Annotated in this window: 25 protein-coding genes, 1 tRNA gene and 3 pseudogenes; 8 read left to right on the forward strand and 21 right to left on the reverse strand. The window is 62.1% G+C overall.

Going from position 1 to position 22,422, the window contains the following annotated elements; genetic code table 11:
* Nucleotides 1–27: 27 nt before the first annotated feature.
* The 7 genes from pstS to L0A91_RS09880 all read right to left on the reverse strand — a co-directional run bounded on the left by pstS (nt 28) and on the right by L0A91_RS09880 (nt 6,357).
* A complete protein-coding gene (gene pstS, locus L0A91_RS09850) occupies nt 28–957 on the reverse strand; it encodes a phosphate ABC transporter substrate-binding protein PstS (RefSeq protein ID WP_311197765.1) in 930 nt (309 codons plus the stop codon).
* Between the two features lie 560 nt (nt 958–1,517).
* Nucleotides 1,518–2,087, reverse strand: a complete 570-nt coding sequence (locus tag L0A91_RS09855) for a hypothetical protein (protein ID WP_235244235.1) — start codon at nt 2,085–2,087, stop codon at nt 1,518–1,520.
* Nucleotides 2,088–2,133: 46 nt separating this feature from the next.
* A complete protein-coding gene (locus tag L0A91_RS09860; protein WP_235244238.1) occupies nt 2,134–2,697 on the reverse strand; it encodes a DUF3459 domain-containing protein in 564 nt (187 codons plus the stop codon).
* Nucleotides 2,698–2,708: 11 nt separating this feature from the next.
* The gene (locus L0A91_RS09865) at nt 2,709–3,233 is read right to left on the reverse strand and encodes a hypothetical protein (protein WP_235244240.1); all 525 of its coding nucleotides are present in this window, start codon (nt 3,231–3,233) and stop codon (nt 2,709–2,711) included.
* 7 nt (nt 3,234–3,240) lie between these two features.
* Nucleotides 3,241–3,906, reverse strand: coding sequence for an alpha-amylase family glycosyl hydrolase (locus L0A91_RS09870; RefSeq protein WP_235244242.1), 666 nt, complete (start codon nt 3,904–3,906; stop codon nt 3,241–3,243).
* A 4-nt stretch (nt 3,907–3,910) separates the two neighbouring features.
* Nucleotides 3,911–5,896, reverse strand: a complete 1,986-nt coding sequence (treY, locus tag L0A91_RS09875; RefSeq protein WP_311198159.1) for a malto-oligosyltrehalose synthase — start codon at nt 5,894–5,896, stop codon at nt 3,911–3,913.
* On the reverse strand, nt 5,872–6,357 hold the full coding sequence (locus L0A91_RS09880; RefSeq protein ID WP_235244244.1) for an alpha-amylase family glycosyl hydrolase: 486 nt from the start codon (nt 6,355–6,357) through the stop codon (nt 5,872–5,874). Before L0A91_RS09880 ends, treY begins: the two co-directional genes overlap by 25 nt.
* Nucleotides 6,358–6,429: 72 nt before the next feature.
* Between L0A91_RS09880 and L0A91_RS09885 the strand changes: the two genes are divergently transcribed.
* Together L0A91_RS09885 and L0A91_RS19895 are read left to right on the forward strand one after the other, a co-directional pair.
* Nucleotides 6,430–6,639 (forward strand): hypothetical protein, encoded by a 210-nt coding sequence (locus tag L0A91_RS09885; RefSeq protein WP_235244247.1) that lies wholly within the window; start codon nt 6,430–6,432, stop codon nt 6,637–6,639.
* Nucleotides 6,621–6,905 carry a VanZ family protein gene (locus L0A91_RS19895; RefSeq protein WP_397333700.1) on the forward strand — a complete coding sequence of 95 codons (285 nt, stop codon included), beginning with the start codon at nt 6,621–6,623 and terminating at the stop codon, nt 6,903–6,905. Before L0A91_RS09885 ends, L0A91_RS19895 begins: the two co-directional genes overlap by 19 nt.
* Here the strand turns inward: L0A91_RS19895 and L0A91_RS09890 are convergent.
* The 3 genes and pseudogenes from L0A91_RS09890 to L0A91_RS09900 form a co-directional block, all read right to left on the reverse strand.
* Nucleotides 6,838–7,446: a septum formation family protein gene (locus L0A91_RS09890; RefSeq protein WP_235244249.1), complete on the reverse strand. Its 609-nt coding sequence runs from the start codon at nt 7,444–7,446 to the stop codon at nt 6,838–6,840. The two genes, L0A91_RS19895 and L0A91_RS09890, sit on opposite strands and share 68 nt — an antisense overlap.
* Before the next feature lie 10 nt (nt 7,447–7,456).
* Nucleotides 7,457–7,882: a septum formation family protein gene (locus L0A91_RS09895; RefSeq protein ID WP_235244252.1), complete on the reverse strand. Its 426-nt coding sequence runs from the start codon at nt 7,880–7,882 to the stop codon at nt 7,457–7,459.
* A gap of 148 nt (nt 7,883–8,030) precedes the next feature.
* Nucleotides 8,031–10,589, reverse strand: a pseudogene (locus L0A91_RS09900) (DEAD/DEAH box helicase).
* A 31-nt stretch (nt 10,590–10,620) separates the two neighbouring features.
* On the opposite strand from L0A91_RS09900, the gene L0A91_RS09905 reads away from it, so the two are divergent.
* The 3 genes from L0A91_RS09905 (at nt 10,621) to L0A91_RS09915 (ending at nt 12,302) form a co-directional block, all read left to right on the forward strand.
* The gene (locus tag L0A91_RS09905; protein WP_235244254.1) at nt 10,621–11,667 is read left to right on the forward strand and encodes a serine protease; all 1,047 of its coding nucleotides are present in this window, start codon (nt 10,621–10,623) and stop codon (nt 11,665–11,667) included.
* A 145-nt stretch (nt 11,668–11,812) separates the two neighbouring features.
* Entirely contained in the window at nt 11,813–11,992 is a 180-nt protein-coding gene (locus tag L0A91_RS09910) for a hypothetical protein (protein ID WP_235244256.1), read from the forward strand.
* Between the two features lie 106 nt (nt 11,993–12,098).
* Nucleotides 12,099–12,302 (forward strand): hypothetical protein, encoded by a 204-nt coding sequence (locus tag L0A91_RS09915; protein WP_235244259.1) that lies wholly within the window; start codon nt 12,099–12,101, stop codon nt 12,300–12,302.
* Here L0A91_RS09915 and L0A91_RS09920 read toward each other — a convergent pair.
* The 8 genes and pseudogenes from L0A91_RS09920 to L0A91_RS09955 form a co-directional block, all read right to left on the reverse strand.
* On the reverse strand, nt 12,299–12,949 hold the full coding sequence (locus L0A91_RS09920; protein ID WP_235244261.1) for a hypothetical protein: 651 nt from the start codon (nt 12,947–12,949) through the stop codon (nt 12,299–12,301). The genes L0A91_RS09915 and L0A91_RS09920 overlap by 4 nt on opposite strands.
* A gap of 114 nt (nt 12,950–13,063) precedes the next feature.
* The gene (locus L0A91_RS09925; protein ID WP_235244262.1) at nt 13,064–13,723 is read right to left on the reverse strand and encodes an ABC transporter ATP-binding protein; all 660 of its coding nucleotides are present in this window, start codon (nt 13,721–13,723) and stop codon (nt 13,064–13,066) included.
* The gene (locus L0A91_RS09930) at nt 13,723–13,947 is read right to left on the reverse strand and encodes an ATP-binding cassette domain-containing protein (protein WP_235244264.1); all 225 of its coding nucleotides are present in this window, start codon (nt 13,945–13,947) and stop codon (nt 13,723–13,725) included. The genes L0A91_RS09925 and L0A91_RS09930 overlap by 1 nt, the downstream gene beginning before the upstream one ends.
* 76 nt (nt 13,948–14,023) lie before the next feature.
* Nucleotides 14,024–14,350, reverse strand: coding sequence for a GntR family transcriptional regulator (locus L0A91_RS09935; protein ID WP_311197766.1), 327 nt, complete (start codon nt 14,348–14,350; stop codon nt 14,024–14,026).
* A 67-nt stretch (nt 14,351–14,417) separates the two neighbouring features.
* A pseudogene (locus tag L0A91_RS09940) lies at nt 14,418–15,379 on the reverse strand (IS481 family transposase).
* Between the two features lie 123 nt (nt 15,380–15,502).
* Nucleotides 15,503–16,513, reverse strand: a complete 1,011-nt coding sequence (locus L0A91_RS09945) for a YeiH family protein (protein WP_235244270.1) — start codon at nt 16,511–16,513, stop codon at nt 15,503–15,505.
* Nucleotides 16,514–16,577: 64 nt separating this feature from the next.
* Nucleotides 16,578–17,552 carry a zinc-binding dehydrogenase gene (locus L0A91_RS09950; protein ID WP_311197767.1) on the reverse strand — a complete coding sequence of 325 codons (975 nt, stop codon included), beginning with the start codon at nt 17,550–17,552 and terminating at the stop codon, nt 16,578–16,580.
* A gap of 49 nt (nt 17,553–17,601) precedes the next feature.
* Nucleotides 17,602–18,702: a DUF998 domain-containing protein gene (locus tag L0A91_RS09955; protein WP_235244272.1), complete on the reverse strand. Its 1,101-nt coding sequence runs from the start codon at nt 18,700–18,702 to the stop codon at nt 17,602–17,604.
* A gap of 155 nt (nt 18,703–18,857) precedes the next feature.
* On the opposite strand from L0A91_RS09955, the gene L0A91_RS09960 reads away from it, so the two are divergent.
* Both L0A91_RS09960 and L0A91_RS09965 read left to right on the forward strand, forming a co-directional pair.
* Nucleotides 18,858–18,930: transfer RNA gene (locus L0A91_RS09960), tRNA-Lys, on the forward strand.
* Between the two features lie 155 nt (nt 18,931–19,085).
* The gene (locus L0A91_RS09965; RefSeq protein WP_235244274.1) at nt 19,086–19,310 is read left to right on the forward strand and encodes a hypothetical protein; all 225 of its coding nucleotides are present in this window, start codon (nt 19,086–19,088) and stop codon (nt 19,308–19,310) included.
* 154 nt (nt 19,311–19,464) lie between these two features.
* Here the strand turns inward: L0A91_RS09965 and L0A91_RS17505 are convergent, their stop codons facing one another.
* Both L0A91_RS17505 and L0A91_RS09970 read right to left on the reverse strand, forming a co-directional pair.
* Entirely contained in the window at nt 19,465–19,596 is a 132-nt protein-coding gene (locus L0A91_RS17505; RefSeq protein ID WP_260115185.1) for a hypothetical protein, read from the reverse strand.
* Nucleotides 19,593–20,962 (reverse strand): annotated as a pseudogene (locus L0A91_RS09970) (MFS transporter). The gene L0A91_RS17505 and the pseudogene L0A91_RS09970 overlap by 4 nt, the downstream one beginning before the upstream one ends.
* Before the next feature lie 275 nt (nt 20,963–21,237).
* Here L0A91_RS09970 and L0A91_RS09980 point away from each other — a divergent pair.
* A complete protein-coding gene (locus tag L0A91_RS09980; RefSeq protein WP_235244281.1) occupies nt 21,238–22,029 on the forward strand; it encodes a hypothetical protein in 792 nt (263 codons plus the stop codon).
* 151 nt (nt 22,030–22,180) lie between these two features.
* Here L0A91_RS09980 and L0A91_RS09985 read toward each other — a convergent pair whose 3' ends face one another.
* Nucleotides 22,181–22,414, reverse strand: coding sequence for a hypothetical protein (locus tag L0A91_RS09985; protein ID WP_235244282.1), 234 nt, complete (start codon nt 22,412–22,414; stop codon nt 22,181–22,183).
* Nucleotides 22,415–22,422: the final 8 nt, after the last annotated feature.

Here is a 22,422-nt window from a genome sequence, read left to right on the forward strand (position 1 = left end):
CGCGCGTTAACGCGAGCCTGTTCAGATTCAGTTGCTGCCGACCAGGTCGATCGTTTCCTGTGCCTGCGTGCGCAGATCCTCAGAGATCGGGGCGGAACCAGCAGCCTCAGCCGCGGTGTTCTGACCCTCCTCGGAGATGACATAGCCGACGAAGTTCTTCACGATGTCAGCCGTGGCAGCATCGTCATAGTTGGAACAGACGATGTGATAGCTGACCAGCACGATCGGGTATGCGCCCGACTCGGTGGTGTCGCGCGCCAAGTCAAGCGCAAGGTCGCCCTCTACGCCGGTGTCAACGAGTTCAGAGGCATCGACAACCTTCGCGGCAGCTTCAGCTGAGTAGCCCACGAACTCGTCGCCGACCCCAATCATGGCGGTGGACAGCGAACCAACAGCGGACGCGTCTGCATACCCAATGGCGCCTTCGGTGGAGCCGACAACTTCGATGACGCCAGTGGTCTGAGCAGCAGCTTCGCCACCGGCAACCGGCCAGGCCTTGTCTGCTTCATAGGACCAGTCGTCAGCGGCTGTGGCCGAGAGATACTCCATGAAGTTCTCCGTGGTGCCCGACTCATCCGAGCGGTTGACCACGGTGATGTCCATGTCCGGCAACTCGGCGTCAGGGTTGTCAGCGGCAATCGCCGGGTCGTTCCAGTTGGCGATCTGCTGGTCGAAGATCTGGGCCAACACCGAGGGCGTGAGGTTCAGGGTGCCGACGTCGGGCAAGTTGTAGGGCACAGCGACCGGCGAGATGTAGACGGGGATGTTGAAGGCCCCGCCATCGCCACAAACCTCAACTGCTGCGGTCTGCTCAGCCTCGTCGAGGTAGGCGTCGGAGCCTGCCAGTGGCACGGCGCCGGCCAGGAAGTTCTCGCGTCCACCACCGGAGCCGATGGCGTCATAGGTCACGGTGACGCCACTCTGGACACCCTGGTAGCCAGCGATCCAGGCGGTCATCGCGGAGTTTTGCGCGCTGGAGCCCGAAGCTGACAGAGCACCAGAAAGGTCGCCAGCCTCAGAGGACGCGGGGTGTCGCCGCCGGCGGCGGTGGGGTCATCGTTGCCGCACGCGGCCAAAGTCAAAGTTGCTGCCATCGCGATCGCAAGGGTGGAACCAAGCGCTGAAGCTTCACGGGTAAACCTTTCACAAGTTCGGATGAGATGGCTGGGCTCGATCTGAGCCGACTGTTGTCGGGATCGAGCGGCGCAGGCTGGCTGCTTTGCCAACTGCTCCGCACGCTAAGGAGGCTAAGTGGCCCGTTTGGTGGCCGATGGTTAACGAGGCGTGAACGAGCGCTGAATGTCTGCTGAGATCCGACACATCACCCAAAAATCCAGGTATGCGGGTTGTCACCCATCGAGGGAATGCTCAGCGAAGGTGGCTGGTTACAATAGTTGCGTGTCGGGTCGCGAAGCCCGGGCTCCACCTTTAGCCGCTACGAGCGGCCGTACGCCGAGAGGCGCTCCGGCCCGACACGCTCCCCAACACATGAGCAGCAATCGGGCGCGCGCCCTCAGTTAGACCAGGCTGCCTTGTCGCCACAATCGAGCGCTTTGGTGCAGGTCTTGAGCCGTCGTGTGCATCCGTGAAGCCTGCGCGATCTGATCTTTGCTGACGTCTTCGTGGTGGGCACTGGGGTCGATGAGTCCGACGGCCATCACGTGACAAAAGGCTGATGCGCGGTCTAGCGCAGTGGCCACATCGCCCGAGAATACCCCGGCCAAAATCTGGCGAGTTAACTCCATCAGATCTTCGGGGCTCGGCGGCTCGGCCACGCCAGCGATCACCCGAGACACTTCGGCATGGGTTGAGCCGGCCGCAAATGCGGCGGCTACCTCGCGAGGCTGGCGCTGCACCCATTCGTGCAGGACGTAGAGTCGCCACAAAGCTCCCGGCAATGAGCGTGCCGGGCGATCTGCCCACATCTCGGCCAGCGTGCCCAGCCCTAGCTCTTTGATCAGGCCGATCAGCTTTTCGTTGACCTCAGGGTCATCAGACTCGCGGCCGCGGCCCACCACAATCGCGGCCGTGCGATGTGCGGCTTCAGCCACCTCGTGCGGGTCATTGCTACTCAGCCGTTTGGTCAAACAGCGCAGGGTCAAAAAGTGCTGGCTTGTGATGCTTCATTGCTGCTCAGACTACGCCGATCACTGCCACGTCATGTCCACCGAGGGTGATGGTGGCGGGCGTGCTGGATCGGTCAACCGTGGCCGATCCCCAGGCCGCCAAGACGTCTTGGCCCTCGGTGTCGCCGGGCAACTCAATGACCTGCTCAGCCTCATCGCGGTTGGCCACGACGCTCACGTTGCCACGTTGCACAATGATGGTCCGCAACTCACGGTTGTGCTCGACGCGCGACTCCCCCAGCGGCGTGTCCCGCAAGGCAGGCACTTCGCGGCGCAAGCGCAACAGCGTTTGATACCAGTCGTGCATTCGCGCGTGCGACTCAGCGGTCACCTCATGCCAGTTGAGCGTTGAGGCCTCGACCGTGCTCTCGTCTTGCGGGTCTGGCACATCATCAGACCACCCGTGCGCGGCAAACTCGGCCTCTCGGCCTTCACGAATCGCCTCAGCCAGCCACTCTTCGGCGTGATCAGTGAAGTATTGCCACTTGGTGGACGCCGCCCACTCCTCGCCCATAAACAACATCGGTGTATAGGGCGAGGTCAACAGCAATGCAGCACCAATCGCAGCCATACCATCAGACGTCAGGTGCGCGAGTCGGTCTCCGACAGCGCGGTTGCCGATTTGGTCATGCGTTTGCAGTGAGGCAACGAAGCGATAGCCAGGCGTGACTGACGGGTCAATCTTGGTGCCGTGCGTGCGCACCGAAAACTCGAATAGGTGCCGTCGTGGAAGAACGGGGTCTGGCTCAGCACCTTTTCGAGGGCCTCGGGGTCCGCGAAGTCAGAGTAGTAGCCCTGAGTCTCGCCCGTCAGGTGCACGTGCAGAGTGTGGTGGACGTCATCAGCCCACTGCCCGTGCAGACCAAATCCACCGACGCCACCATTGCCGCGGGCAGCGACCGTAGCCGGATCGTTGCGGTCTGACTCAGCAATCAAACTCCGAGGTATGTCGGTTTCCTCGGTGACCTCATCGGCCAGGGCTGCCATTTCCTCAAGGATGTGAATGGCCCGCCGGTCGTGCAACTCGTGCACGGCGTCAAGGCGCAAACCGTCCAGGTGGAAGTCGCCTAACCACATCGCGACGTTGTCGAGGATGAAGGCGCGCACTCCGTCGCTAGCGAAGCCATCGAGATTGACGGCCTCGCCCCACGGCGTGTGATAGGCCTGCGTGAAGTAAGGTCCGTACTCCTTCAGGTAGTTGCCGCTGGGGCCAAGTGGTTGTAGACCACGTCGAGCCAGACGGCCAGGCCACGCTCGTGAGCTGCGTTGATGAAGCGGGCGAAGGCTTCCGCGCCCCGTATTGCGCGTATACCGCGTAGAGGTTGACGCCGTCGTAGCCCCAGCCAGCCTTGCCCGGGAAGGCAGCGACCGGGAGAATTTCCAGGACGGTGACACCGAGGTCGCGCAGGTAGTCGAGGTGCACGATGGCGGCGTCGAAGGTGCCTTCGGGAGTGAAGGTGCCGATGTGCATCTCGTAGACGACGGCATCGGGCATCTCAACGCCCTCCCAGCCATCATCGGTCCACTCAAACGACGACAGGTCGACCAGCTCTGAGGCAGCGTGCACCCCATCGGGTTGGCTCAAAGAGCGCGGGTCAGGGCGCGGGTCCTTGCCGTTGATGCTGAACGCATAGCGGCCATCACCTTGATCGGCTTCGACTTCCCACCAACCAGAATCTAGCCGGGTCATCTCGTGTCGCTGGCCACCATCGGCACCAATCACCACGGCCATCGAGTCAACGGTGGGTGCCCACACGGCATACCGGTGCTGGTTGCTCATTGTTTCAGGCCTCCTTGACCAGGAGCGCGACCGGCGCGACCGCGAAGGCCTCGTCGACCGGCAAGCCAGGCTCGCCCACCTCGACGCGGCGGCCAGTGAGTTCATCCACCCAGACACCGGCGGGCAGGTCAACGTGATGATTCTCGAAGCCGTGCTCGGCAACAAAGTGCGGGTCGCGGATCGCCAGTGCGGCCACCTGCTCGCCACGGACGTGACCAACAACGTGCTCGCTGCCCTTCAGCGCGCGGTAGGAACCATCGGGTCCAAACACCTCAAATCGGCTGGCGCGCAGGCGCAAAGTCCGAGCGGTGACCAGCAACTTCTCCTCAGACAAGTCGGCTGGCGCAGCGCCCCCATCGAGTCGAGCCAAAGCCTCAATGCGACGGCGGTAGTTGACCGGGCGTCGGTTGTCCGGGTCCACCAGCGACAGGTCAACCAACTCGGTGCCCTGATAGGTGTCGGCCACCCCAGGCAGCGTCAACTGCAACAGCTTTTGACCCAAAATCATTGAGCGGATCTGCTGCTCACTGCCAGCGATCGCCTCTTCGATGGCGTCATGCAGTTCACCCGAGGTCTGAGCCTCGTGAGCCAAGCCGATAACAGCACCTTCATATTCGGTGTCGGGCTCGACCCAGTTGGTGTTGAGTTTGGCCTCGCGCATGGCCTTGGTGAGGTAGGCATCGAGGCGCTCTTCACTAATCTCGCCGACCCCGAGGAGAGTCTGCGTGACCAGGTCAGCGGCCGAAGCGCTGAGCCAGACCTGGGTGGCCATCTCGACAGCGGCTCGAATGCAGGCACCCCAGGCCTCTTCATCACCAGAGATCGCTAGCAGTCGGGCGCGCACGTCTTCGGAGCGCTTAGTGTCGTGGGTGCTCAGCGCAGTCATGCCTTGGGGCCAGTGCATAGCTTGGTTTTCGGCCCATTCGACCAGCGGTTGAGTGCTGGGGTGCGCGCCACGCGATGGGTGTCCACCGACCTCATTCAGCGCGACCATCCGGTGCCAGCGATAGAACGCAGTGTCTTCAACACCCTTGGCCAGCACCGGGCCGGTGGTCTGCTGGAAACGAACGGCTAGCTCGTATGCGGCGCTCGGGTCCGCAACCCCAGCATCTGGATTGGCCAGCACTTCAGCCAAGGCGTCAATCGTCTCGTCCACACCCTCAGATGCGCGCTTAGCGCGGCGGACAGCGTCATCTAGGTGCGACATCGCATCCGGGCTGGGCTCCTCGTGGCCAGGGCGCACGTAGGCGCGGTAGACCTCAAAGCTGGCCAGGATAGCCGCCATCGCCACCTTCAACTCGTCCTTGTCTTGCTTGGGCAGCACCTGGATGGCGAGCCGGTGCAGGCGCTTGACTTCGGGCTGCAGCAACTCTTCAACGGCTTCGACCTTGGCCATCTCGATGACGTCATCAAAGTCAGGGGTGCCACCAACCCAAGCCCAGCAGCGAGCCACTTCTTCGGCAGAGTGCGGGTCAACAAGCGCCAGGCTGAGGGCAGCGTTGGCGTCATAACCCGTGGTCCCAGCGGACTTCCACGTGGTGGGCAGGGTCTCGTTGCGGTCCAAGATCTTTTCGACCCAGACCGGAGCGCCCGGCTTGAGGTGGTCGGCCAGCATTTCGAGATAGCCAGCCGGGTCAGCCAGGCCGTCCGGGTGATCAATGCGGAAACCATCGATGGCACCAGCGTGGTGCAGGTCTAGCAACACCCGGTGGGTGGCTTCGAACACGTCCGGTAACTCAACCTGGACGGCGATGAGTTGGTCGACCTCAAAAAAACGGCGGTAGTTGAGCACCTCATCGGCTTCCTTCCAGGAGGCCAGGTGATAGTGCTGCTTGGCTAGGACCTTCTCGACATTTGCCGAGCCAAGGTCATCGCCCACGCTACCTTCGGCGATGGGGAAAATGTGGTCGTAATAGCGGGCAACCGGTCGGCCTTCGGCGAGGCCATCATCAGGCCCACCGATGTCTAGCGTGATTTCGCCATTCGCCAGGACCTCCCCAGCGGGGCTCCCAAGACCGGGAGGCCAAACTCGTCATCGAGATAGTCCCAGTCGACATCAAACCAGTGCGCTTTGGCTGAGTTTTTGCCTTCGCTCAGCACTTCCCAGACCGGGGCGTTGTGCCACATCGGCGGGACAAGCGCCATGTGATTGGGCACGACGTCGACGATGATGCCGAGGCCATATTGGTGCGCGGCGTCCGAGAGGCGGAGCAAACCTTCGCGACCACCCAACTCGCGATTGATCTGCGAGTGGTCGACCACATCATACCCGTGCTGGGATCCGGGCACTGCGGTGAGGATCGGCGAGAGGTAGAGGTGAGTCACCCCCAGTTCAGCCAAGTAGGGGACGATCTTGGCTGCATCGTCAAAGGTGAAACCGCTGTGCAGCTGCAACCGGTAGGTCGAAGCGAGCGGGCGAAGGTCTGCTGTGGCATCAGTCACGTCGGCCATTGTGCCAAGGTATCGCCGATAATGGCACGTTTGGGCGACAATTGGGGTTAGCCAATCAGCAGAGGAGGCCTTGTGGGCGAAGGCAGGACAGGCAGATTTGGCACTTCGGGGCTTTGGCTCACAGTGCTGGTGGCGTATGCCGGGGTCGGCACGGTCCTGCTGCTCTGGCCCGACGGATGGGCGCTAAACCGCATCAATGTTGATGTCTATGTCTTTTGCGGCGCACCGGCGGACCACAGTGGGCAACTCCAGAAGACGTCGCGGTGGCGCTCAACTGCCTGATCTTTATCCCGGTTGGCGCGTTCTTGTCGCTAGCGCTACCTCGGCTGCGGTGGTGGCATGTCGGCGCGGCGGGATTCGGGCTCAGTCTGGCCGTGGAGGTCGCCCAGTGGACGCTACTGCCAGGGCGCAGCCCCGAGGTGGTTGACCTGGTGGCCAACACGCTCGGGGCTGCCCTTGGAGCTGTGATTGTCGCGGTGATTAGAGGTTGGAGCCTTCGAAGGTCTCGTTCGTCATCTGACCGTCATCAAAGTACGCAACACAAATGACCTCACGGTCGCCCATCTCCCAACCCACTTCGAGTGGGCCAACGTCGTAGATGAACAACTCTGAGTCTTCATAGGCAACGCCAACGAAGTCCTCGAATGCGGGCAGGCACTCGTCTTCTAGTGCGGCCGAGTATTCATCGTCGGAGGGGAACGCGCCATCGGGAAGGTCAAACACCCGGAAAACTTGAGAGTCGTGCTCCTCAGAACAGTCGACCGTCGGCATCTCGGACAATTGCTCGTCGGAGACTGCTGCCTCGACCTCGGCGTCAATCAGGCATTCGCCTTCGCGCGGCCATTTGGGTCCAAAGGAAAAGTCAGGGTCGTCGGTGACGTCGGCCTCGGGCAAATCTGCGGAGACCTCTTCGGCGTCCGCTTCAGCCTCAGCGGCTTCGCTGGTTGCCTCTTCGGTGATGTCGTCACTGGGTTCGGCTTCGACAACGACGGGGGTCTCGTCTTCGGAGGAGCCGCAGGCACTCAGCACGAGGGCCGAGGCCATCGCGAAGACGGCCAGACGGCTACGGGTTGTGATCGCTGATTTCATCGAATGCCCCTTAGAGGTTTGAGCCCTCGAAGGACTCAGTCACGTCGCCATCTTCGGTGTAAGCGATGCAGATCGTCTCGCGGTCGCCAGCGTCCCAGCCCTCTTCTTGGGGTGAAAGGTCGCTGATAAAGAGACTGGACTCTTCGTAGTTGATGCCCACGAAGGACTCGAAGGCTGGCAAGCACTCGGCCTCAAGCGCAGCGACGTATTCGGTTTCCGTGGGGAAATCTCCATCGGGCAGGTCGAACTTGTGGAAGACCTGAGCGTCATGAGCCTCAGTGCAATCGACGGTCGGCAACTCCGAGACCTCGCCGGTCAGGCCGGCGTAGTCCATGCAGTCGCCGATTTCGGCGGTAGGGGCGCTGGTGCTGCAGGCACTCAACACGAGGGCAGCGGCGGCAGTCAGGCTAAGGGCCGCGGTCTGACGAATCTTCATCGGAGTCTTTCATCACGGGAGGGCATCGCAGTTTCTGTGCAATCGCTGAATGAATCTAGTGGAATCGATGACAATGAGCCACTGGTTGAAATCGGCATAATCACCGGTCAGTGAAGTGATAACTCTCAGTTGGCGAGGATATTTACGCCTACAGCCTGCGCATCGCTGTTGCTGGGACAAAGGCTTCGCCGATTTCGTCAGATACATCGAGGTCTGCCGTCGCTTCGATGATCCAGTCGTTATTGCCGTCGGGATCAACAACGGTTTGGCTGATCTCCCAGGTGCGGCCCTCGGTTTTGATCCGCAGGTGTTGTGGGCCGCGGGCATCTGCGTCAGGGAAATCTCGTCATGTTCGTCGTAGAAATCGGCCAGGGCGTCGTCCCAGTCTTGCGGAGCCATCGGCGGTTCGATGGGGTTATCGGGCAAGGCGGCCACGCTGGCTTCGAGCGCACCCAGAGAGTTCCATTGGTCGGCAGCGGCCAACTCGATCCGCCGGAACATGGCCTTGCGGACCATGACCTTAAACGCTCGCTCGTTGCCGGTGACCGGGCGAGCCGTGGCAATCGGGGCGCCTTCGGCGGCTCGCCTCGCTGCTTCTGCGACGAGGTCTGGGTCGGTGAGGGCCTCCCACTCCTCCAACAGGGAGGAGTCGGTCTGCCGAATGGTTTCGCCGAGCCAGGCGATTAGGTCTTCAAGGGGCTCTTGGCGGGCGCTGTCCGGGACGGTTTGTCGCAGCGTCCGGTAGGCATCAGTGAGGTAGCGCAACAGCACACCCTCAACCCGCGAGATTTGATAAAAGCTGACATATTCGCTGAAACTCATCGCGCGCTCGTACATGTCCCGGACCACGGACTTGGGGCTCAGTGCGTCTTCGCTAACCCACGGGTGGGTTTGCCGATAGATGGCCAACGTCGCTTCCAGCAACTCCTGCAGGGGCATCGGCCAGGTGACGTCATCGAGCAGCACCATGCGCTCTTCGTATTCAATGCCGTCCGCCTTCATCTCGGCGACGGCTTCGCCCTTAGCTTTGGAGCGTTGGGCAAAGAGCACCTGGCGTGGATCGTCGAGCACCGACTCAACGATCGAGACGACGTTCAAGTGGTATGCCGCGTCGTCCGGGTCGAGCACGTCGAAAGTGGCCAGCGCGAACGGAGCCAGGGCCTGATTGAGGGCGAAGTTATCTTGCACCTCGGGGTTGATAACGACTTGGCGACCGGAGGCTTCCGGCTCGGGGAGGCGTTGCAACACGCCAGATTCGAGCATGGACCGGGTCAGGCTGATAGCGCGTCTGGCCAATTTGGCCTGCGAGCGCCGATCGTCATGGTTGTCTCGCAAAAGACTGCGCAGGTGAGTGAAAGGGTCACCGGCGCGGGCAACGACGTTGAGGATCATTGAGTGGTCGATGCGCATCCGCGAACGCAGCGGCTCGGGGGCACCTTCAACGAGTTTGTCGTAGGTCTCCTCGGTGTAGGACACCTGGCCTTCCGGTGGCTTTTTACGTTGGACCTTGCGCTGCTTCTTGGGGTCATCCCCGCTTTGGCCAGGGCCCGAGCGTTTTCGATGATGTGCTCCGGAGCCTGCACCACGACATACCCAGATGTGTCAAAGCCAGCGCGCCCGGCCCGGCCAGCGATCTGGTGAAACTCGCGGGTGCGCAGGACTCGTTGCTTGGTGCCGTCGAATTTAGTCAGGCCGGTGAAGAGCACCGTGCGGATCGGCACGTTGATGCCGACCCCAAGGTGTCGGTGCCGCAGATGACTTTGAGCAGGCCATCTTGGGCCAACTGCTCGACCAGACGCCGATAGCGCGGCAGCATCCCGGCGTGGTGCACGCCGATGCCGACGCGGATCAGCTTGGACAACGTCTTGCCAAAACCTGCGCTGAACCGGAAGGCGCCGATCTTTTCGGCGATCTTGTCCTTTCTTCGCGGGTAGCGATCTTGAGTGAGGTCAGCGATTGGGCACGATCGAGGGCATCTTTTGGGTGAAGTGCACGATGTAGACCGGCGCTTGATGCGTCTCCAGCAACTCGGTGATGGTTTCGGTGATCGGCGTCATCGCCCAGGAAAAACTCAGCGGCACTGGGCGCTCGGCGTCATCGACCACGGCGGTGTCGCGGCCATTGCGCGCGGTGATGTCTTCGACAAAACCGCTCACGTCGCCCAGCGTGGCCGACATCAGCAAAACTGAGCCTGCGGCAACTGCAGCAACGGGACCTGCCAGGCCCAGCCGCGGTCTGGCTCGGAATAGAAGTGGAACTCGTCCATGACGACCAACCCAACGTCAGCTTGGTCGCCCTCGCGCAACGCTATGTTGGCCAAGATCTCAGCCGTGCAGCAAATGATCGGCGCGTCGGCATTAACCGAGGCATCGCCGGTGACCATGCCGACGTTTTCGGGGCCAAAGATGGCCGTGAGCGCAAAGAACTTTTCGCTGACCAGTGCCTTGATCGGCGCGGTGTAGAACGAAACGCGATCATCGTTCAGGGCCAAGAAGTGCGCCGCCGTCGCGACCAGCGACTTACCTGATCCGGTCGGCGTCGCGAGGATGACGTTGCTGCCCCCGAACAACTCGATGATCGCTTCGTCTTGGTGCGGGTAGAGCTGAGTCCCGGCGTCGCTGGCCCACCCGGCGAACAACTCGTACAGCGAGTCGGGATCGGCGGGTTTGCTGGGCAGGATTTCGTCTGGGAAGCCATCGCCAGCGATTATCCCTCACTCATCCGACACACCCCACTTGATGGATCTAGACATCACCAAACAACTCTTGGTTCAGGCAATGCGTGAAGAAGTCGCGCATCCACCAGGAGGTTTAAACATGTGCCCAGAACCAGCAGATGACGCTGACCGTCCCCTTGACGAGAAGAGCCTGAAGAAGTTCCAGCGGAAGGCCAGCAAGAAGATCCCCAGGGATGTCGCGGGGATCGAGGACAATCCCGAACTCAAGCCCTACAAGATCCTGGTGGCTTCACCGCAGGAGCTCGAGAAGTTTTCGGCCGAGCCACTGAAGAGCATGATCCCTGAGTGGGAAGGGGTCTCCGTCAGACCCGAGCGAGCAATCGAATACGAGAAGTTTCGCCCTGAAATGCGGCTTGGGAACGAGCCGGTGGACCCACTTGTGGTCCAGGGCACCGATGAGCGCCGCCGCTACAACGACCGCCGCTACCCGTGGGGCTGCATCTGTCGAGTGGTGACAAGCGCAGGAGTCGGCAGCGGCATTCTGATCGGCCCACGCCACGTACTCACCGCTAGCCACGTCGTGAACTGGAGTGTGCCTGGAGGTGTCAACGGCTCCGTCGAAGTTCACCGCGCAGGCGCCTCTGTGCGTGCAACGTCACGAATCAACCGAGTCTTCGCGTTCACCCAGGTCACCGGCAGTGGCGTCCCGTGGTCACAACTCGACGAGGACTACGCAGTCCTCGAGTTGGACGACAATCTCGGAAACCGATACGGCTGGCTGGGCACCCGGACCTACAGCTCAGGGTGGGACGGCGATGCATTCTGGTACAACGTCGGACACCCGGGCGATGTCGGCAACACTCGCTGGCCAACGTGGCAGCGGAGCAAGTGGCTAGATGAGCACGCTTGGGACTTCGGCAGCGGTCGATCCATGGACACGGACGCCGATCTCAATCCCGGCAACTCGGGCGGGCCGATGTTTGCTTGGTGGAGCGACGGACCCTACGTGGTCGCAGTTGTTTCTGCGCACAGCGTCAGCAGTGGAGAAAACTACTGCGCCGGTGGCCGTGACCTTCCGCGGTTGGTGCGCTGGGCACAGTCCAGTTAGCACTAGAGTTTCAGGCCCCGCTGCCGGGGCACATCGTGGGCACCCCGTCCCGGTCATACAAGTGGGCGGGGTGCATGCCACACCTGGGCGCCGCAGTGTGCGACGGGCTTTTGCTCGCTCTTCATTCGACCGAGGCTAACTGCTGTTGCTGTCGGGCCACGAGCGAATCGCAAAGGTCGCGGACGTCAGCAGCATGAGCGCCGCCAAGACCGCGGACACTAGAGATCGTCCCTCATCGATGATGGGCAACACGACGGCGATGTGTGCGGCTGACATCACCGCCACGAACGTCCAGACCTACGACAAGTGCCTCGACTGTGGTTGATTCTTCTTCGCCATCCAAACCCCTCCCCGAATTCAAGAACCCTCAACCTATCAAGGGCACACGTATAGTTGCTGGACCATCCAGCAACCGGGACCGAGGCACGCACGTGAGCAAAAAGGAAGACCGCGAGGGCCTGAGCCTGGGCTACCGGATCATGCACCGCATCAAAGTCGCTGGTCTGACGGTCTATGGCCCTGCTCAACTCAGTGATGACAAAGACCCGATCGCGCGGTTGCATCGCAAACGAGCCGCCAAGGTGGCTGCCGCACGCAAGGCCCGACTCGAGCGCGAGTCAGACCAAGGCGGCTAGGCAGTTTGAGCCTTGATCGGGATCCGACGCAGCAGCCCAAAGTAGGCCCAGGCTGAGATGGCGATGATCGCGAGAGCAATCACCGGGCCCAACACACCGAGGTCAAAGACAGACCTGTCAAAGAACGACATTTGTCCGGCCCCGCTGGTCACGAAGAGTGGCATCAGAAGCAGGGGCGAGACGGTGAGCGGCAAGAAGAGCGTTCCGCGCCAGCCACCCACTCGGTAGTACGTCGCAACGACCAGCAATCCGCTGAGGTTGCTGGCAATGAACATCAGAAAAGCACCATAGAAGTATGCCCAGGCACCGTCGGCGAGCACCTCGCCACTGCCATCTGCCGCCAGGTGGGACCAACCAAACTGGTCGAAGACGAAACGCTCGATCAGCAACAGTGCCGTGATCGTGCTGGCGTAGAACAGCGCTGATCCAAGACCCGCCAAGAGGCTACCGATCGTCAAAGAGCGCCGGGTCAGGCCATTGGCCACGTGCACCGTTGCATACCAAACGAACACGGCAACCATCATGGCGAACTGAAACCACAGCGTGCCTTGATAAGCGAACTGCACGAAGGACAGGCTCGGGTCACCGAATCTGCTGACGACGACAATCGACAAAGCCATGAAGAACGTGGCTATCGAAAAAACCACATCCCTCGGTTAAGAAGGAGCCCAAGTTGGATCTTGGCTGCGCGCTGCCACTGCGCAGGACGTCGGGAAATCGAGGTTTGAGACTGGGTTGCGGTAGTCATAACGACTCGACTCCTAAGCGTCGGTGAGGTGGATGAAGAGGTCTTGCAGCGGCACCGGGCCGATCTGCAACCCCGCTCGCTCGGCGTCGACCAGGGCCTGTTGATCAAGGTCGCCGTAGAGCGTGAGTTGGCGGGTTGGGCCAAGATCGCGGGAGCCCACGACCGTGTGACCCAGCGCGGTTTGACTGGCTGCGCTCTGGTCGACTGCAGCAGTTGGGCCGGTCAGGGTGACGCCACGACGGCGCAGGTCATCGGCTTCTTCGCTGAGCAGAACGGTGCCGCCTGCCAGGATCGTGACGGTCTCAACCAACGGTTCAATCTCGCTGATCAGGTGGCTCGACAAAATGATCGTGCGCGGGTGCTCAGCGAAGTCGGCGATCAACTCGTCATAGAACTTCTGCCTTGTCGGCGCGTCCATCCCCAGGTGCACTTCATCAAACATGGTGACTTCTGCGCGCGAAGCCAGACCGATCACCGCACCGAGTGCCGAGCGCTGCCCGCGCGACATCGCTGCTGGTTTGACGCTCACGTCGAGCCCGAAGGACTGGGCGAGAGCGTCGGCATACTCACGGTCAAAGGTGGGCCTGGCCATCTCGACAAAGTCCAGCATCTTGGTGGCGGGAGCGTCACCAATCACGTCGCCACTTTCGCGGATCAGGCAGATGTTCTCCATCAAGGATTCCCGCTCGAAGGGTTTTGCCCGTCAACCACAACCGATCCGGTATGCGGTTGGCGCAGCGAGGCGAGCACGGACAGCAAGGTGGTCTTGCCGGTGCCGTTGCGGCCCAGCAGTCCGTGGATGCGACCGGGCGCTAGGTCGAGGTTGACGGCTTCGAGCGCTGTGGTCTTCCCGTAGCGGACGGACAGGTCTGTGGTGGTGATTCCGTATCCGCTCATCACGGCTCCTCGGCGTTGTTCTGGTCTGTGGTGGTGGCGCTGCCCGCAGTGTCGGCGCTGGCTCGCAGACAGCGGGCTAAATCTTCGGCGTTGATGCCCAGCACTTCGGCGTCGCGCAGCAGGGGTCGACGCGTTCGGCAAAGAACGACTGGCGCCGACTGGTCCGCAATTGCTCGGGGGCGCCGTCGGCGACGAAAGTGCCCATGCCGCGCTGTTTGCGCAGGATGCCTTCGGACTCCAGGGCCGCGAAGGCTTTGGCTGCGGTGGCTGGATTGATCCGGTAGGTAGAGGCGTATTGCGTCGTGGACATCACTTGGTCGCCTTCGGTCAGGGCGCCGGAGAGGATCTCACCGCGAATCGCTTCAGCAATCTGCTGGTAGATCGGTTCTCGTCCGTCAAACATGCTGCGCCTCCCTTCTGTGGTTCTTTACACAACTAAAGAACCATAGAACCAAGTGTGACGTCAAGGGCTAGCTGTTCTTCCCCGTGAGGTTGTGAACGCGGTCTGAGGGTGTTTGGCCGTCGATGCCGGTGTGGGGTCTGTGGTGATTGTAGTGATGGATCCAGTCTTGGTAGGTCGCTGCTCGGTCTTCGTCGCTCGCGTATGAGGCGGCGTAGGCCCACTCGGCAGCGAGGGTGCGGTTGAAGCGTTCGACTTTGCCGTTGGTCTGGGGCCGGTAGGGCCGAGTCCATCGGTGTTTGATCGTGCCGAGCGCAGCAGCGAAGTCGCGGGAGCGGTAGCAGGAGCCGTTGTCGGTCATCACGGCCGTCACCGTGATCCCCGCGGCTTGGAAGAACGCGTTGGCGCGTTCCCAGAACGCGGAGGCGGTCTCTTTGCGTTCGTCGTCGAGGATCTCCGAATAGGCCAGCCGGGAGTGGTCGTCGACGGCGTGGTGGAGGAACGCGTAGCCGCGTCCCTTCTTCTTGTTGTTGCGGTTCCCGGCTTGCCGCCCCAACATGCGATGCCCGCCCCCGTCGGGGATGCGGCCCTGCTTCTTGATATCCACGTGCACGAGCTGACCCGGCTCAGCGAGCTCGTAACGGATCGGCTTCGCCCTCCGCACCCGGACACCGCTCGACTGATCGATATGGGTCAGCAACGGCATCCGAAAGCGGGCGAGGACCCGTCCGACAGTTGATCGATGCAGCCGGAGATGAAACGCGATCCGGTGCGGTCCCCACCGGCGGTTGACCCGCAATCCGACGATTCGCCGTTCGACGCGCTGCGGGAGACGCGAGGGCGACGTCCGGGGTCGGGAGCTGCGATCGACCAAGGATGCCCCGACCCGATAGCGGTCGGCCCACCGTTTCGCCGTCGCCGGTGAACACTGAAACCGTTCCGCGGCCCGACGAAGGGACCAACCCCGATCAACGATCAGGACCGCGAGACGACGACGCCCTTCCGGCGTCAAGGAGCGTTAGCGTGAGTCACGAAGACCTCCGTGTTTGGACAGTGAGTGTGGTAACCCACATCCTGCACGGAGGTCTTCGCTATCTCAGACGTTCACAACCTGCCGGGGAAGAACAGCTAGCGCACAGCGGCGCTGGGGAGTGATTAGGTCCAGAGCGCCGCGGCGAGCGCCAAGGTGGCAACCAGCAACCAGGAGAGTCCACCAACGATGGCAGCCGGGCCAGCCGTGCGGATGAGCGTGCCAAACCGCACGGCAGTACCCAGTCCAAAGAGGGCAGCAGCCAACAGCAGGGTCTGAGTCAGATCTGCAGTCGCCAACACCGGCTCGGGTATGTCGACAGCTGAGTTGAGCAGGACCGCGCCGATGAAGCCCCAGACAAATAGCGGGACGAGCGGCGGTCGCTTGGCCTTGGTTGCGGTCGCAGTGGTTCCGGCGCTCGGTGACTGGCTAGCCTTGCGGCGGACACCATAGGAAACCCCAGCAACCACCGGGGCGAGCATCAACACTCGGGTCAGTTTCACCACGACAGCGATAGCGAGGGCGGCTGGTCCGGCGATTTGGGCGGTCGCGACGACTTGGCCGACATCGTGCACGCCAGCGCCGACCCAGTGGCCAAACTCTTCGTTGCTCAGGCCAAGAGGAACCTGCAACAGCGGGAGCAGGATGATCGCCAACGTGCCGCACAGCGTGACGAGGGCGACCGGGGTTGCTTGCTCTTCGCGCTTACTGCCGGTGACCGCTGCGACGGCGCCAATCGCCGAGGCGCCGCAGATGGCGAACCCAGCAGCGATCAGGATGGGCTGATCGCCGGGCAGCTTGAACAGTCGGCCCAGCCACCAGGTGCCCACGAACGTCAGGATCACCAGAGCGACGATGGCGACAATCGCCAGCCACCCAAGGTCAGCAATGTCGCCCAGGCTGAGTTTGAGCCCCAGCAGCACGACACCGGCCCGCATCAGCGTTTTGGCGGCAAAGCCCAAGCCGGGCGCGAGTTTGCCGTCGAAAATGCGCCTGGCCGCCGGGACCTGCGCGAGCACGATGCCGAGGGCGACGGCCGCGGTCAGCAGTGGGACGCCGGGGATGATCAAGCTGAGCAGCCAGGCGACGATGACCGCTGCGGCGGCAGCCAGCAGGCCGGGGATCTTGGCGTTCACGCATCAACTCCGGGGATTTCGATGATGGTCATGCCGGTTGAGGAGGCGGGGTGGTCCAGTGCCATCAGCGCCTCGCCTGCCTCTTCGAGACCATTTTGGTGCCAACCAAGTCTTGGGGTCGCAGTGCACCGGAGGCGATGAGATCAAGCATCGCTGGGTAGTCGGCGGCCGCCATGCCGTGCGAGCCATAGATTTCGAGCTCGTGGGCGACGACCCGATCCATCGGGATGGCGCTGGTCGCTGCTTCGCCAAGGAGCAAGCCGACCTGAATGTGGCGGCCTCGTCGGCGCAAAGACAGCACCGACGCATGGGCAGTTTCGGGTCGGCCAAGGGCATCGATAGAGACGCGAGCTCCGCCAAGGTCTTGGATCTGCGCCACCGGGTCGCTGGCGCGTGAGTTGATGGCGATGTCGGCGCCGACCTCGACTGCCTTAGCCAGAGCCGCGTCGGACACATCGACGGCAACGACGCGAGCGCCGAGCGCCTTGGCGATCATCACCGCGGACAGGCCGACTCCCCCGCAGCCAAAGATCGCGACCAGGTCATCGGACTGCGGCCGGCCATGCACATGCAGCGCTCGAAATGCCGTGGCAAACCGGCAGCCCAGCGACGCAGCGGTGACCATGTCGATCCCGTCAGGGATGGCGATCAGGTTCGTGTCGGCAGCGACCAGAGCAACGAACTCAGCGAACGAGCCGTTGTCGGTGAAGCCGGGCTGACGCTGATCCGGACAGACCTGTGCATCGCCGCGCCCGCATACCTCGCACTGCCCGCAGCCTGAAACGAACGGGACGGTGACCCGATCACCCACATGCCACCGGGTGGCATCGGGGCCGACCTCGTCGATGACCCCGGCGAGTTCGTGTCCGGGCACCATCGGCAACGGCACCGGATCGTCGCCCTTCCAGGCGTGCAGGTCCGAGCGGCAGACACCGGTTGCGGCCACCTGGACAACAACCCCATCGCTGGGGCACGCGGGTCGGGGCAGGTCGGTGAGAACGGGCGCACCGCCATACTCGAGATATTGGATAGCCCGCATGCGGTCCAGGTTAGTCGTAGGGCAGACTCACACCATGATCACCGTCGACCTAGCCCGTGACCTGCAAGATGCTGGCCTGATCTGGTCGCCGCTGGCCGGGGATCGGTTTGTTGTGGCGACCGACGGGATGGCCAATGACGTGTTTTATCTGGCCGATATGACCGTTGACGTGCAGCAATTCGTCGGCGGCGCGGTGATCGGCTTTAACGGGGTTGCCGAGTGGGCGCTGGATTCGGTGGATCTGGAGGAGACGCTGTGGCTGCCGCGCGAGGATCAGATGCGCGCAGTGCTGGGGCTTTCGTTTGCTGGGTTGGCGGCGACCGAAGGCGGGTATGTCGTGGTGGTCACGATTGAGGGGCAGCGACACCAGTTTGATCATCAGGACGCGGAGAATGCGTATGCGATGGCGCTGCTGGCGGTGCTGCGCGCCGGGTGATTTTGGGTTGCTTTGGCGTGATTTAGGCGTTGGGGTGGAGCTCTGGGAGAACTCTTCGCCGTGGCCTTCGAGCGCACGGGCCAGGACGATGTCTTCAAAGAGGACAACGATGCCGGTGCCGGCCGTCCAGATGGTGACGGGCCAGGTGGAGAGGCGTTCGCTGATGCCGGGTTTGGTGACCGGGCCAACGAGTGAATAGACGCTCGCGCCGGTGGCGACCAGGCCCATCGTGGCGGTGACTGCAGCGGCGAACGGGCGGCGCTTCGCCATGGCGGCCGCGGCGTGCAGCATGAGCAGGTTGCCGCCGCTAATGGCGGCTGCAGCGGAGGCGAAGTGGATGTCTCGGCGCAGTTCGCTCACGCCTGGCTCGGTGGGGACGATGGCCACGCCGAGGGCGCCGATGCCGTGATAGGTCGCCAGTCGCAGGCAGCGATTGCGCCACTTTTTGTCGGGGATGTGTGGCGCGAAGAGGTATGCGCCCAGTGGGGTGAGGACGCCGAGGGTGCCGAAGCCGGCGTTCATCACGGCGTGGCGCGGGGAGTTGATCACTCGTCCTTCGTTTTCACCGATGGTCGTCGAGGCCAAGTCGGAGATGAAGTTGTATTGCCAATCAAACTTTGGCTCTTTCCATCCCCGAGCGGTGATGACCTCAGCCACAAAGTACTGCAGGCCAGAGGCCCACGCGATAGCCGCTAAACGTCGTCGGCTCACCATGCTTGATGTGCTCCTTGTGTTCCCTTGTCGCGGTCATCTGGCCCTGCCCGAATGACTTCGCACCCCCAGGTTACCGCCCCTCATTCACACTCACGGACCGATTCCACGTAACATGGCAGCCGCGATCCTTCGTCTGCTCCTCAGATGAGGGATCCGGGCCTCTAGCTCAATGGTTAGAGCTGCGGACTTTTAATCCGTAGGTTCCGGGTTCGAGTCCCGGGGGGCCCACTGTGTGATCTGGCAGGTCATACCGGACAAGCCGGACCCTTAATGGGTCCGGCTTTTCGCGTTGTGCCGGGTTTTGGTCCGGGTGGTCTTCCGAGTGCCTGGTAGTCGCGGGTGGGGTCGATGATGAGTTCTCTGAGGAGTTCTCCGGTGGCAGCGTGGATGATGCGGGCGTGGAGTCCGTCGATGAGTTTGATGACGGGGGTTCGGGCGTGTTCTGCGCCGACTCCGGTAGCAGGGTGCTGCTGGTCGGCGACGCTGGTGGCTACGTCGACGCGCTCACCGGAGAGGGCTGGCGGTCGGCTTCGCCCAGGCAGAGGTGGCTGTGCAAGCGGCGCTATTGGATGAGCCCGCGGCATACCCTCGCTGGGCGCGGAAAGTGACGTGGCGCAGCACGGCGCTAACTCGCGGGCTGATGGTCGCAACCCAACCGACATGGGGACGTCGCGTGACTCTACGTGCGGCGGTGGCCATGCCAGGTGCTTTTCGCGCCGCAGTCTCGGTGCTTGCGCGCAGTTAAACCCAGTCCCCTCCAGATCAGTTCACAAAGTCTTTTTGCCGGACCAGGAAAAAGCACAAGACGGACGCAACGAAGGCAGTTACGGCGGCGATCAGAGTGATCTGATTCAAGGCATCGACAAACCCGATCGTGGCGACTTGCTCGATCAAGTCCTTTGCTCCATCTGGTGCCATCTGCACGACCCGTTCAATCTGCCCGCCGGTGACAGCGGCTGAAATCTGATCGGCTTGACCGGCCGCCGGGGTGCCGGCCAGTTCGTTACTGATGTCGATCGTGACAACACGACTAAAGATGGAGCCCAAGGCTGCGATGCCGGTGGCGATGCCGACTTGGCGGAACGTTGAGTTGGCCTCGAGGCCATGCCGGCACGCTCTGTGGCGACCACCCCAACCGCGGTCGATGCCAACGGCACGTTGATCATCCCGATAGCGACACCGCAGACCAGCAACCCGGGGATCAACACACTCCACGTGCTCTCTGGGGTGATCAGCAACAACAGGCTCAGTCCGACCCCCAAGATCGCAAACCCGGGCGCGATCAACCATTTGGTCGGCACTTTGCTGGTCAATCGGCCGGCAACAGTAGCGGCGATAAACGAGGCACCCGACAAGAACAGCAGCCGAACCCCAGCCTCGACAGCTGAGTAGCCAAGCACGTTCTGCAGATAGATGACGAGGTAGGCCAGCAGCGAAAAGATTGATGCCGAGACCGCGAAGGCAGCGATCAGCCCACCGACAAATGTGGGCTTGCGCAGCAGGCTCAGATCAAACATTGACTGCTTCTGTTTAGCCTGGCTCACGACAAAGAGCCCCAGCAGCACGGCCGATCCGGCCAGGCAGGCGAGGATTAACGAGTCCGTCCAGCCTCGAATACCCGCTTCGATCAGGCCATAGACGAGCAAGGCCAACGCGGCGCTAAAGGTGACAAATCCGATCCAGTCAGGTTTGCCTGCGTTCGGGTCGCGAGATTCATCAACCTTGAACACCACAACCAAGATCGCGCCAATACAGATCGGCAGATTCACCCAAAAGATCCAGCGCCACGACAGCCCCGTTGTGAGCACGCCCCCTAGGACCGGGCCCAGCGCGGTTGCAACGCCGGTGACTGCGCCGAAGACACCGAAGGCAATGCCCCGCTCGCGGCCGGAGAAGGTCGCTGCCAAATTGCGAGCGCCGTCGCAAACATCGCCGCGCCACCGATCCCCTGCGCTCCTCGAGCCAGGGTCAACGAGAGGATATTGGGCGCCGAGCCACAGGCCAGCGACGCCAACCCAAACATGCCCACCCCAATCGCGAAAACCCGCTTGCGGCCATACAGGTCAGCGAGCGACCCCGCAGTGAGCACTAGGGCGGCCAGCACCAGGGCATAGGAGTCGATGACCCACTGCAGATCAGATAGCGAAGCATCCAAGTCACGCTGAATGTCTGGCAGGGCAACATTGACGATGGTGACGTCAAGGAGAAGGACGAATAAGCCTGTGCAGACTGCGATCAACGTCCACCATTTAGTTGCCATCCGGAGAGCATACGTAGACCCCACGACCAGTCTTGCACCGGCCGATTCGCGAGGGCTTGATGAGGCCACGGTGCCCGGTCCATTCTCGGCTGCCCAACGTCGGCTTACCCAAGAGAAGTCCCGTTCATCTCTTCGGTTGAGTGCAGTGCCTGCTGGTTTACCTGCTGCAGCACGGCCTGAAACGGCGAGTTGACCGTGATGGATTCAGAGGGCATTCGCGACGAATACGCCGCGTCATAGGAGCACCTGGCGCTTGCCCCGACCATAATGCAGGAATGAACAAGTCTGGCCTTGCGATCGTCGCAATTATCCTCACATTACCCGCATGCTCAGCATCAGATGATCAATCGTCCAGCGAAAAAGTGGCTGCCACGAGTTCGGCACCCGATTCTGCTGCTGAGACGGTCACCCCAAAGTCCAGCCCACAGCCTCGATTGTCGAGCGCGTCAGATGCCACTGCCAAGGCCACGCCTACCGCGAGCTCCCCGACGGAGACTTCTGAGCCGACGCCAGAGCCAGAGCAGGTGACCGACCCGTGTGCCCCCGACACCCTCAGCAACGACCTACTGGGTTATTCAGGTGGCATAGGGATCTTTACCTGTGAGAGCGGATGGGCCTATGCCTACTACGTAGGCGGCGATGGGGACGCCGAGTTCGTGGCCCAACAACAGGGCGGACAGTGGGTCAATGTCGCTGGTATGGGTTCAATGACTTGCCGTGAAGAACTGACAGAGACGGGTGCACCGCCAGCAGTCGTCCGCGATTTCCTCCCGTGTGACGAGATGTATCCATCGGACGAGGATGCCGCGCCAGTGGATGACTGTGTCATCCCCACCGAGCAATATGGTGCGACGTTCGCAGAGCCCTTGCGCAACGTCTCCTGCGACGAAGCCGCCAATCAGTGGTACAGCGCTTCGGAGAACTCCCCACCATCGTTTGAGAGCCCAATAACTAATGCAAACGGCTGGGAGTGCTACGTCTATCCGAACGACCCCAGCTCTCGAGTTGCTGGCGCGTGTTATTCGCCTGACGGTTCAGCCGAGTTCGTCCTCAACCTGCCTGGCTAATGCCACCTGCCCCGACCAAAGCCGCGATTGACTGCTTAAACCCTAACGAGGAAGGCACGTTTACCTTGTTTATCTAGAACAGAGCGTCGGAAGGCCATCACTAAGTCACCGAGGAGTGTTTTTTCGCAAACCCACGCGGTTTCCCCGACCACTAATCCTCGATGTACCCCGTGGCCGGGTCCACCTGCTCCAAAAAGTTGCGCGTAGCCGCTTCGAGTTCAGCCCGTGGCCCCCACACCTCGTCCGAGCGTCTCGTCGAGAAGCCGTAGCCAGCATGTGGGCCACTCGTCCAGTCCACGTGCCACGCACCTGGCTGGTCTGGGTCGGCGACTGCCCTAAAGGTTTCGCCATCAACCACCATGTCGATCGCCTCCGGAATCTCCATAGCGTGAT

Source organism: Ornithinimicrobium sp. INDO-MA30-4 (genome assembly GCF_021535045.1).
GTDB lineage: Bacteria > Actinomycetota > Actinomycetes > Actinomycetales > Dermatophilaceae > Ornithinicoccus.

Bases quoted from the DNA above. Each gene is read 5' to 3' on its own strand.
- L0A91_RS09980 (WP_235244281.1), top strand. From the start codon at position 21,238: ATGAACAAGTCTGGCCTTGCGATCGTCGCAATTATCCTCACATTACCC.
- L0A91_RS09930 (WP_235244264.1), bottom strand. From the start codon at position 13,947: ATGAGCGGATACGGAATCACCACCACAGACCTGTCCGTCCGCTACGGG.
- L0A91_RS09880 (WP_235244244.1), bottom strand. From the start codon at position 6,357: ATGGCCGACGTGACTGATGCCACAGCAGACCTTCGCCCGCTCGCTTCG.
- L0A91_RS09985 (WP_235244282.1), bottom strand. From the start codon at position 22,414: ATGGAGATTCCGGAGGCGATCGACATGGTGGTTGATGGCGAAACCTTT.
- L0A91_RS09950 (WP_311197767.1), bottom strand. From the start codon at position 17,552: ATGCGGGCTATCCAATATCTCGAGTATGGCGGTGCGCCCGTTCTCACC.
- L0A91_RS09955 (WP_235244272.1), bottom strand. From the start codon at position 18,702: ATGGTGAGCCGACGACGTTTAGCGGCTATCGCGTGGGCCTCTGGCCTG.
- L0A91_RS09870 (WP_235244242.1), bottom strand. From the start codon at position 3,906: ATGAGCAACCAGCACCGGTATGCCGTGTGGGCACCCACCGTTGACTCG.
- L0A91_RS09905 (WP_235244254.1), top strand. From the start codon at position 10,621: ATGGATCTAGACATCACCAAACAACTCTTGGTTCAGGCAATGCGTGAA.
- L0A91_RS09895 (WP_235244252.1), bottom strand. From the start codon at position 7,882: ATGAAGATTCGTCAGACCGCGGCCCTTAGCCTGACTGCCGCCGCTGCC.
- L0A91_RS09890 (WP_235244249.1), bottom strand. From the start codon at position 7,446: ATGAAATCAGCGATCACAACCCGTAGCCGTCTGGCCGTCTTCGCGATG.
- L0A91_RS09935 (WP_311197766.1), bottom strand. From the start codon at position 14,350: ATGTTTGACGGACGAGAACCGATCTACCAGCAGATTGCTGAAGCGATT.
- pstS (WP_311197765.1), bottom strand. From the start codon at position 957: ATGACCGCCTGGATCGCTGGCTACCAGGGTGTCCAGAGTGGCGTCACC.
- L0A91_RS09925 (WP_235244262.1), bottom strand. From the start codon at position 13,723: ATGGAGAACATCTGCCTGATCCGCGAAAGTGGCGACGTGATTGGTGAC.
- L0A91_RS09860 (WP_235244238.1), bottom strand. From the start codon at position 2,697: ATGGCTGCGATTGGTGCTGCATTGCTGTTGACCTCGCCCTATACACCG.